Annotated in this window: 10 protein-coding genes; 3 read left to right on the forward strand and 7 right to left on the reverse strand. The window is 73.7% G+C overall.

Going from position 1 to position 10066, the window contains the following annotated elements; all coding sequences use genetic code 11:
- From RIM90_RS27805 to RIM90_RS27835, 7 genes are all read right to left on the reverse strand, one after another.
- The coding region (locus tag RIM90_RS27805) for a ThiF family adenylyltransferase (protein ID WP_309063507.1) at positions 1-475 on the reverse strand (475 nt) is incomplete at its 3' end.
- A 63-nt stretch (positions 476-538) separates the two neighbouring features.
- Entirely contained in the window at positions 539-1288 is a 750-nt protein-coding gene (locus RIM90_RS27810) for a spherulation-specific family 4 protein (protein ID WP_309063508.1), read from the reverse strand.
- On the reverse strand, positions 1276-2280 hold the full coding sequence (locus RIM90_RS27815; protein ID WP_309063509.1) for an NAD-dependent epimerase/dehydratase family protein: 1005 nt from the start codon (positions 2278-2280) through the stop codon (positions 1276-1278). Before RIM90_RS27815 ends, RIM90_RS27810 begins: the two co-directional genes overlap by 13 nt.
- A gap of 291 nt (positions 2281-2571) precedes the next feature.
- Positions 2572-3780, reverse strand: coding sequence for a hypothetical protein (locus tag RIM90_RS27820; RefSeq protein WP_309063510.1), 1209 nt, complete (start codon positions 3778-3780; stop codon positions 2572-2574).
- A complete protein-coding gene (locus RIM90_RS27825; RefSeq protein WP_309063511.1) occupies positions 3777-5516 on the reverse strand; it encodes a DUF3492 domain-containing protein in 1740 nt (579 codons plus the stop codon). The genes RIM90_RS27820 and RIM90_RS27825 overlap by 4 nt, the downstream gene beginning before the upstream one ends.
- 172 nt (positions 5517-5688) lie before the next feature.
- Positions 5689-7239: a DUF3152 domain-containing protein gene (locus RIM90_RS27830; protein WP_309063512.1), complete on the reverse strand. Its 1551-nt coding sequence runs from the start codon at positions 7237-7239 to the stop codon at positions 5689-5691.
- A gap of 8 nt (positions 7240-7247) precedes the next feature.
- Positions 7248-8321: an alpha/beta hydrolase gene (locus tag RIM90_RS27835; protein ID WP_309063513.1), complete on the reverse strand. Its 1074-nt coding sequence runs from the start codon at positions 8319-8321 to the stop codon at positions 7248-7250.
- A 188-nt stretch (positions 8322-8509) separates the two neighbouring features.
- On the opposite strand from RIM90_RS27835, the gene RIM90_RS27840 reads away from it, so the two are divergent.
- From RIM90_RS27840 to RIM90_RS27850, 3 genes are all read left to right on the forward strand, one after another.
- On the forward strand, positions 8510-8737 hold the full coding sequence (locus RIM90_RS27840; RefSeq protein ID WP_309063514.1) for a hypothetical protein: 228 nt from the start codon (positions 8510-8512) through the stop codon (positions 8735-8737).
- Positions 8738-8935: 198 nt separating this feature from the next.
- Positions 8936-9580, forward strand: coding sequence for a TetR/AcrR family transcriptional regulator (locus tag RIM90_RS27845; protein ID WP_309063515.1), 645 nt, complete (start codon positions 8936-8938; stop codon positions 9578-9580).
- Positions 9581-9730: 150 nt separating this feature from the next.
- Positions 9731-9958, forward strand: a complete 228-nt coding sequence (locus RIM90_RS27850; RefSeq protein WP_030232462.1) for a DUF3107 domain-containing protein — start codon at positions 9731-9733, stop codon at positions 9956-9958.
- Positions 9959-10066: the final 108 nt, after the last annotated feature.

Below are 10066 nucleotides of genomic sequence, written 5' to 3' on the forward strand. Positions count from 1 at the left end.
CGTACGGCTTGTTCAGCAGCACGCAGGCGTCGTTGACCAGGTAGCGGGTCGCGAAGTTGTCCGTGCCGTCGACGATCAGGTCGTACTGGCTGAAGATGTCCATCACGTTGTCGGCCTCGAGCCGCTCCTCGTGAAGGACCACGTTCACGTACGGGTTGATGCCCTTGACGGTGTCGCGGGCGGACTCGGCCTTGGGACGGCCGATGTCGGACTGGCTGTGGATGACCTGACGCTGCAGGTTCGACTCGTCGACCTCGTCGAACTCCACGATGCCGAGCGTGCCCACGCCCGCCGCGGCCATGTACATCAGCCCCGGCGAACCCAGGCCACCGGCGCCCACAAAGAGCACCTTGGCGTTCTTCAGCCGCTTCTGCCCGTCCATCCCCACATCGGGGATGATCAGGTGGCGGGAGTACCTGCGGACCTCGTCTACGGTGAGCTCGGGAGCCGGCTCGACCAGGGGTGGCAACGACACGGGGACTCCGTTGGTCGGTCAATCACTACGGTTGTTCTCGGCTCAACACTGCCATGGCCTTTTTCATTCCGAGACACCCGTCCCGATGCGCGAGACGATGTCGTCCCAGTAGCCGGGCAGCGGCTCCCAGGGATCGGTGCGGCCGCCGCGGCCCGTGTGGTCGGTGAAGTAGATCGTCGCGGCGCCCTGCCAGCGGGCGATGCGCAGGGCCTCCTCGAGGTGCGGTCCGGGCACTCCGTGCACGAAGTGGCAGAAGCGTTCGGGCGGGTGGTCGGCGGTCCACTCCGCCACCTGCGACCAGCGGTAGTCGTTCCAGGCGCCGGAGAAGGTGACCAGCTGGTCGGCGTGGTCGGCGTATCCGGGGTACGGGTGGGTGCCGTGGCCGAGGACGATGTGGGCGCCGTCACGGATCGCCCGGAGCGTGGTGACGGTGCGCCGGACCTCGGGGAGTCCGGCGCGGTCGGCGGGGCAGCGGTCCAGGAGGAAGCCGTCGACCCGGTACCAGTCGAGGAACCGGTGGGCGTCCGAGACCACCTCGCCGAAGGTGCGCAGGCCGTACGCGGTGTCGAGGTGGCCGAGGAGGCGGACACCGGCGTTGCGCAGGCGGCCGGCCGCCTCCAGGCAGTGCGGATCGGGTTGGGCGCCGGGGCCGTCGGCCACGTTCAGGACGGCCCAGTGCAGGGGGGTGCCCGGGCGGGTGAGCTCCCTCCACTCGGCCGGGGCGACGAGGGGGTGCGCGAAGCCCGGGACACCGAAGCCGGTTCGGACGCCGGTGTCCGCGGTGCCCTGTTTGACGCTGGTCAAATACGGCATGCGGCCTCCATCCAGATGTCGGCCAGGGACTCCTCGAGGTTGATCCGGGGACGCCAGCCGAGCCGGTCGCGTGCGGTGCGCACGTCGGCCTGCTGCCAGCTGCCGCAGCCGTCCGGGTACGGGAACGCGACCGGAGGCGCGTGGTGGTCGGATTCGGCGCGGGGGTGGCCGATGGTGGTCCTGAGATGGGTGGCGTGGAGGGTCGATGACGACGCGTGCACCCCGTGGGCACCGGGAGGGCCGTCCAGTTCGGTGAGGGCGCCGCCGTATCCGGCCACGCGGGCGAGGACCGCGGCGGCGTCGCGCAGGCGGACGGCACGGCCCGAGCCGATGTTGATGACGCCCTGCGCGGCGGAGAGCGAGGCGGCGTGGACGGCGCGGGCCACGTCGCGGACGTCGACGAAGTCCCGCTGGGCACCGAGCCCGCCGAGCCTCAGCTCGCCGTCGCCGGTCTGCATGGCGCGGCGCATGGCCTCGGCGAGGCGGCCGAGCGGGGAGCCGGCGGGGGTGCCGGGGCCGACGGGTGAGAAGACCCGCAGGACGACGGCGTCCAGGCCGGACCCGAGGACCAGCTCGGTGGCGGCGAGCTTGCTGACGCCGTACGGGCCGCCGGGGCGGGGGACGGCGTCCTCCGCCGTGGAGGAACCGGGCTGGCTGGGGCCGTACTCCGAGCTGCAGCCGATCTGCACGAGACGTGCGCCGCAGCCGCTGCGGCGCAGGGCCTCGCAGACGGTGGCGACGGCGACGGTGTTGTGCCGGGTGAGTTCGCGGGCACCGCCCCGGGTGGCGCCGGCGCAGTTGACCACTACGCCGGGGTGGACGGCGTCGAGGAAGCGGGTGAGGGCGCCGGGGCTGCCGGTGGCGAGGTCGAAGCGGACGTCGGCGTCGTCGCCGCGGCCGAGGGCGGTGAGCTGGACGGCCGGGTCGGCGAGCAGGCGGTCGGCGACGAAGCGGCCGAGGTAACCGTTGGATCCGATCAGCAGGACCCTCATCGGGCGCCTCCTTCGGCGTCCGGAGCTGCTGGGCGGGTGATCATGCGGGGTTCTCCTTCGGGTGCGGGCGCGCGGGGCGCGCGTCTTGTGCCTGCGGCGCATGTGCGGCCCCGGCGGGGGCGCGCTTGGTGCCTGTGGCTTCGTTGGGGGATCGGAACCGGGTCGGGACTGCCGTCGGGGCCGGGCCGGGGCTGCCGGACGGCACCCGCCGTTCGGCTCGCCTTCGCTCCGTGCGCGGGTGCCGACTGCCTCCTGCCCGGCTCGCGCGGGCCGCGGAGGATGCTCGGCCGGTCACCGTGGTTGCTCCGGGTGGGTGTGGGCCGAGGCCCGGGCGAGCTTGCGGGATGCGTGGATCAGCAGGGTCAGGGCCGCTGCCCCGCAGATGAGGGTGGGGAGGGCGGCGGGGCCCCAGGCGGTGGCCAGCGCGTCCACCGGCGCGGCCAGCGGGGCGCAGCCGGGGAGGCGGGCCGCGAAGACCGTGGCCAGGGCCGCTGCCTGTGCGGTGACCGTGGCCGCGAGGACCACCTTCGGGGCGTGGGTGAAGCCGTGAACCGTGAGGAGGCGGGCCAGGAAGAGGAGGGCACCCAGGGTGAGGGTCTGGGGGTGGGCGGATGGTTCGTCGAGGAGGGCGGCCGAAAGGGCCCCCAGGGCTCCCAGGGCGCACAGGAACAGGGCGAACGCGCCGAACAGCACCGGCCGGACGGATGCGGCGAAGTCCTCCAGGCCCCGGCTCGAGACGAGCCTGCGGCGGGCGCGGGCGGAGAAGAGGTGGGCGGTCCAGGCCGCGGGTGCGCAGGACAGGGTGAGGGCCAGGACCGGGGCGGTGGTGAGCGGCCAGTCCCCCTCCGCGGTACCGGTGGGCAGGCCGTCGGGGCCGCCGGTGATCGCGGTGCCGAGCAGGCCGTCGCCCAGGAGGGCGTAGCCGGTGAGCCAGCAGGTCCAGGACGCCGTGGTGGAGCGGCGCGAGGCGGCCGAGGTGGGGTCACCGGTGCTCAGTGGGCCTCGGCGCAGTGCCGCGCGCAGGGCGAGGGCGACGGCGAGGACACCGGTGGCCGCCGCGAGGAGGCGGGTCTGGCCGTGGGTGAGGCGCAGGGCGATCAGCGATGCGACGCACAGCGCTCCGGGGAGCAGGGTGAAGACGATCCAGTCGGCGCGCACCCTGGGGAGGGCCGTGGCTGCGGAGGGCTGGGTGCCGCCGTCGCGCGGGACGCGGGCGTACAGCTCCTCCGCGAGGGAGAAGACGTCCCGGTGGCGGAAGCGCGCGGCGGTCCGGTCGGTGATGCCGTGGGCCTCCAGGCCGGCCGCGATCTCCAAGGGGTCCACGGCCCGTTCGCACAGCTCGCGGTGGCGGTGCAGCAGCGCCTTGACCGGGTCGGCCGTGCCTCGGCGGGGGGTGGGGGCGGGCTCGCCCTCCGGGGCGGTGGCCCGGACGTCCGGCCCGGGGAGCCGCGGGCCGCCGCGTCCCGCTGTCTCTCGGTGCAGTGCGCCGAGGTCGGTCATCGGGCTGCCTCCGTCGCGGGTGCCGGCGTGGTGGCGCGTACGGGTGCGTCCGTCGCCCATGCGGGGACGGCGCGCGGGGCGCGGTCGGTCCAGTGGCCGGGGACGTGGGCCTCGGCGGGGGTGGCGAAGGGCAGGGGGTCGCCGTCGTCGTTCAGCAGGAGGCGGCGGACCGGAGTGCGCGCGACGGTCTCCAGGTACAGGCTGTGGAACGCCGCGACGTTCTGCTCGACGGTGAACAGTTCGAGTGCGCGGGCGCGCGCGGCGGCTCCCAGACGCTCACGACGCGCGGGATCGCGCAGCAGGGACACGCACGCCTCGGCGAGCGCCCGCGGGTTGCGCGGCGGGACGACGAGCCCCGTTCCGCCGATGGCCTCCACGACGGCGCCGACGTCCGTGGAGACCGTCGCGCGCCCGCAGAGCATCGCCTCGACCAGCCCGGCCGGGAAACCCTCGACGACACTGGACAGAACGACCACGGCGCCCGCGGCGTACGCGTCGGCGGCGGTGGGCAGGTCCGGACCGCCGATCTCCTCGAAGGACACCGGGTTGTCACCGACGGAGTGCGGGCCCTCGGCCTCGTCCGGGAAGAGCTGCGCGGCCAGCGCCTTGCAGTGGCCGAGGTAGTCGGCGCCCTCCGCGCCGGACGGGCCGCCCACGATCCGCAGGCGGGTCCTGGGCTCCTCCTTGCGGATCTCCGCGAAGGCGTGCAGCAGCGAGACCAGGTCCTTGGCGGGCTCCACGCGGCCGACCCAGACGAGGGTGTGCGGGTCCGCGCTCTCCGGGGACTCACCGACCTCGCCGAAGGGCGCGGCGTCCATGCCGGGGTGGACCGTGCGGAGCTTGGCCCGGTCGGCGCCGCAGCGTTCCTGCCAGCGGCGGGCGTGGGCGTTGCCCGGTGTGATGAACGCGGCCCGGCGGTAGGTCTCGGCGGCGAGCCTGCCGTGGAAGGCGGCGAGCAGGGAGCGGACCGCGGGTGAGGAGTCCGGGCGGGTCAGGTAGTGCGTCCGCAGTCGTACGCCGTACTCGGTCACCAGCAGCGGGATGCCGAAGAAGTGGTGGGCGAGCAGGCCCGGCAGGGCGGCCGCGCCGCCGGCCGTGGCGTGGCACAGGTCGACCGCGCCGAGCCCGTCCTCCTCGTACCAGTCGAGCGAGAGGGGGCGCAGAGCCTGCTCCAGGTGCGCGGCGACGGCCAGCAGATCCGGTACGCGGGCCTCACGCGCGGTGCTCAGGGCGCGGGGCGCACGACAGGCGCGTTCCAGGGCGCGTACGGCGGTCTCGGAGCGGAGCGCGGCCACCAGGCCGCCCTCGTCGCGGGCGAGTTCGGCGAGGCCGTTCAGAGCGGTGGCGAAACGGTCCGCCTCGGAAGCCGGGCGGGCCGTCCCGGCCGGTTCACGGTGGGCGCCGGGGGCGGCGGCACGTACGGTTCCGGGTGCGGCGGGGTCCGCCGCGGTGCAGAGCACGGCGGCCAGTTCTCCGTAGTGCTCCGTGAAGCGCCGGCGCGCGCGGCGGCCGTACACCACCCCGTCGTCCTCGGCCGTCCACAGCGGCGCGGTGCGCACCCTGCCGACCTGCGGCGGCAGCGGGACCCAGCCCGCGTCCTCCTGGGCTTCGCTGCGGCTGAACGCGTAGACGTCGAACTCGTGTCGGTCGAGTCCGCGCACGAGGCGGTCGCACCAGAGCCCGGCGCCACCGCTCACATACGGGTAACCATCCTCCGTAAGCAGTCCGATGCGCACGTGTGCACCCCCGTTCTCCCGTATGGGGAGCCGCCGTTGGCCCGGCGGCTCGCAGCGGGACGAACGTATGCGGACAAGGCCGTGGTGCGATGGACGGTTGTCCATCGCACCACCAAAAGGGGTGAACGGGCGTAACTTTCCCGCGCGGGGCGCGTTCCGCCGCGCTAGGAGATCAGCCCTTCGGGTAGGGCCACGGGTTCGGCCGGCAGTCGATGCCGTCGCGGTCCACGAACTTGGTCTGCTGCTGCATGACCGGGGCGAGATCGCCGTTCTTGTCGCAGGTGACGTGGCCGTAGCCCAGGCGGTGGCCGATCTCGTGATTGATCAGCATCTGGCGGTAGGCGTGGATCTCGTCGCCGTACGTGTCCGCCCCCTGCGCCCACCGGTACGCGTTGATCATCACGCGTTCGGTGGCCGCCGAGTCGCAGGAGACGTTGTCCACGGTGGTGTCCAGGCCGGACTTGGCGCACCATTCGGCGGTGGTGCCGGGGCTGGCGAGGGTGATCACGAAGTCGGGCCGGCCGGAGTGGATGCGTTCGAAGGCGCGGGCGCCGTTGTGCGCCCAGCTGCGGTTGTCGTTGAGCGTCTTCTGCACGGCCTCGGCGAAGAGTTCGCCGTCGAGGCCGAGGCCCTGCTCCACGTCCACCCGGTAGGTGATCTTCTGCCCCTTGCCCGGTGCCTTGTCGATGCCGGGGATCGCGTCGAACTTCCCCGGGCCCACGAGCGTGGCGCTGAGCGGGTACTTCCGGTCCATCTTCTGCTCGTACGTCAGCGGCTCGGCGCCGGACACCCCGCCGGGCGTCTCCCGGTCGTCCCCGCGCGAGGCGGAGTCCCGGACGTCACGCGCCCGGTCGGGGGCGGACTGCGCCTGTACGCCGGCGCCGTCGCGTTCGCCGGCGACCTGGCCGGCCACGACCACGGCCAGCACCGTGGTGACGGCGGCGGCCGCGATCCCGGTGAACGCCCGCCCCTTGCCCTTGCCGCCCCTGGTCTGCGCGGGCTCACCGGTGGGCGGCGCGTCGTCGTGGAGGTCGGAGGGGAGGGCGGCGACCGGAGCAGTGGTCCAGTCGGTGGCGGCGGCGTACGGGTCCGTGGGGTGCGCGGAGGCGGGCGGGCGCGGTGCGGGGGCGGACCGGCGCGGCGTGAAGAGGTCGTCGTCCTCGTCGAAGGCGTCGAGGTAGTCCTGCCGCGGTCCCCCGGGGGGCGCCTGCCGCTGTCGCGGCAGGGACACGCCGGCCCCGGCCGGTACGCCGCGTCCGGTCCCGGCCGCCGCCCGGCCCGTCGGTTCTCCCCAGCCACCGCCGGGTTCCCGCTGCTCGGGATGGCCCTCGCGGGCTTGGGGGACGCCGTGGGCGGGAGTGCCGTCCGGCAGACGCGGGACGCCGTGCGCGGGCGTCCCGTCCGGAAGCCAGCCGTCCGGGAGGCGTGGCACTCCGCCGCCCGGCGTGCCGTATCCCGGTGTTCCATGTGCCGGAGTTCCCTGGGCCGGGGCCCCCTGCGGCGTGCCGTACGGGGCCGCCGCGTACCCCTGGGCCCCGTGAGCCCCGCCCGGGGGCCGCCCCGGCTGCCGTCCCGGTCCCTGCACCGCGGGCGCACCGGGAGGCATGCCGCCCGGCCCTGGAGGTGCCTGCCCCGGAGGGGCCTCCCGGCGACCGCCCCGTACTGCGGTTGTGTCCGCGGTGTCGCCCTTCGGGGCGGGTCCACGGCGGCTGTGGCGTCCCACGTCGCGCCTCAGCCCCTCACGCTCTCGGCGGTGGCCCCGCCGTCGACGGCCTCGTCCGTACCGGTGTCGGCGGCCGGACCGGGGGCGCCCTTCGCGCCCGGCTCCCCAGTATCCCCCTCATCCCCCGAATGCGTGGTGACCGCGAGGAGTTCACGGAAGGCGAGGGCCACGGTCTCGGGGTACTCCATCATCGCCACGTGCCCCGCGTCCGGGATCGTCACCAGCCTCGAGTTCCGGAACGCGCGGGCCGCCCGCTGGGCCATGCGGAAGCCGACGAGCTGGTCCCGGCCGCCGTAGACGAGCAGGGTCGGCGCGAGCACCCGCTCGGCCTGGCGCCACAGTCCGTGCTGGCCACCCAGCGTGTACGCGTTGACGAGGCCCCGCGCGGAGCGTGCCGTCGCGTCCCAGAAGTACGGCAGCCGCATCCGCCGCTCCATCTCCTGCACGGCGTTGCGGAACCCGTCCGGCGTCACCCGCGCGGGATCCCCGTAGCAGAGCGCCATCACGCCGCGGACCCGCTGTTCCGCCGTCCACTCACGGGTGATCCGGGTGAACAGCGATGCGATCCCGGGCACCGCCAGCAGTCCCGTCGGGACGGCGGTGCGCTGCACACGCAGCTCCGGCAGGGCCGGTGAGACGAGCGTGAGCGTGCGGACGAGGTCCGGACGCACGGCGGCGACGCGTGTCACGACCGCGCCGCCGAGCGAGTTGCCGAAGAGGTGCACCGGGCCGCGTCCGGTGGCGTCGAGATAGCGGATCACCGCGCGTGCGTGCGCGGTGATGGAGTAGTTGCCGTCGTCCGGGGGCGGGGAGTCACCGAAGCCCGGCAGGTCCACCGCCTCGCTGTCGACGACGTCCTCCAACAGGGGCATCAGCGCCGACCAGTTCAGCGAGGAACCGCCCAGTCCGTGGACGTAGAGGGCGGGCGGCAGTCCCGCGCGCGCGGGCGGTCTCGACCGGATCGACAGCGTGATCCCGGGAAGCTCCACCGATCTGAGCCGCTCGCCCTCCGCGACCCTGACGGCGGCCACCTCGGGAAGCACGCTTGCGGGCGGCACGGACGGCAGGTCGGTCGAAGACATGCGGCAATGTTACGAGACGATCACGTAGCGGTTCACGTGTTCGGCGTCACAGAGCCGCATGCGCATCGCGTCACGCTCCGGTCGCGGATCGCATAGCGTCCGAATCGGGTGTCTCCTAGGCTCGTACAGAGGGCACCCGCATGTGGCCCCTGCATTTCCCAGGGACGTTCGTAGGAAGGGAGCCCAGCATGGCCGTAGATCCGACCGACCCCGAGACGTTCGAGGAGGACGAGGACGTCCGCGAGGGCCAGGAGTTCGACGTGGAGGCGCCCGAGGTCGACGCGGCCGAGCAGAAGGCGGACGTCAGGCCGGACCGTGACGACCCGCTGACCGGCGTCGACCCCGATCGCGCCAGCGAGGCGGATCTGGTGGAACAGGCCAGGGTCGTCTCCCTCGACGAGGACGACTACCGGTGAGGAGACCGCCGAGGAGGGCCTCATCAAGCAGGAAAGAGGCCGTATTTTGCCCGCTCTGACACCTTTTGAAACCGTCCGTATGGCTTTCGCTGCTGTCCGGTCCGTGAAATCCTGCGCTCTCACCGCGCGCACCACGGTTACCGAAAAGTACGATGGCGGCGCGGCTCACACCGCATGTGGACGACAATGGGAGGCGGCGTGACAGCCATCGAGCAGACAGAGGCGGTACGCCCGAGGGGGACACGCCTGCCGCGCCGGGCCCGACGGAACCAGCTGCTGGGCGCCGCCCAGGAAGTCTTCGTCGCGCAGGGCTATCACGCGGCCGCGATGGACGACATCGCCGAACGCGCCGGCGTCAGCAAGCCGGTGCTGTACCAGCACTTCCCGGGCAAGCTCGATCTCTACCTCGCCCTGCTGGACCAGCACTGCGAGTCACTGATCCAGTCGGTGCGCCACGCGCTCGCGTCGACGACCGACAACAAGCAGCGCGTCCGGGCGACCATGGACGCCTATTTCGCGTACGTCGAGGACGACGGCGGTGCCTTCCGCCTGGTCTTCGAGTCGGACCTGACGAACGAGCCCGCCGTGCGCGAGCGCGTCGACAAGGTCACCAACGACTGCGCGGAGGCCATCTGCGACGTCATCGCCGAGGACACCGGGCTCTCGCGGGCGGAGTCGATGCTGCTCGCCTCGGGCTTGGGCGGGCTCGCCCAGGTGGTGGCCCGGTCCTGGCTGCACAGCGACCGCAGCGTGCCGCGCGACCAGGCGGTGCAGTTGCTGACCTCGCTCGCCTGGCGGGGCATCGCCGGATTCCCGCTGCACGGCAACGACCAGCAGCACTGACCGCGCGCGGACACCGGCGGCCCCTTGTTCCCGCCGGCTGTTCGCTCCTGGCGTGGCCCGGCGAAGCGTGTACGTCCCCTCACCGGGCTAATGTGTGCTGGTACGGCGCGGAAGGTCGCGCACTTCACTGACCGTCGGAGGGACATAGCCGTGGAGGTCAAGATCGGCGTGCAGCACGCGCCCCGCGAGATCGTTCTGGAGAGCGGTCAGAGCCCCGAGGAGGTCGAGCGCGTGGTGGCCGAGGCGCTGGCCGGGAAGTCGCAGCTGCTGAGCCTCGTGGACGAGCACGGCCGCAAGGTCCTGGTGCCGGCCGACCGCCTCGCGTACGTCGAGATCGGCGAGCCGGCCCCGCGCAAGGTGGGCTTCGGCGCGCTGTAGGCGACGACCGGCGGACGGCCGACGGACGATCAGCAGTCGGGGAAGGGCCCGGCGGGGGGGCCGGCGGGCCCCCCGGGGCCGCCCCCGGCGGCGTGAAGTCCCCCGGGC

This window comes from Streptomyces sp., assembly GCF_031181555.1.
In the GTDB taxonomy this organism is placed as follows: domain Bacteria; phylum Actinomycetota; class Actinomycetes; order Streptomycetales; family Streptomycetaceae; genus Streptomyces; species Streptomyces fimbriatus.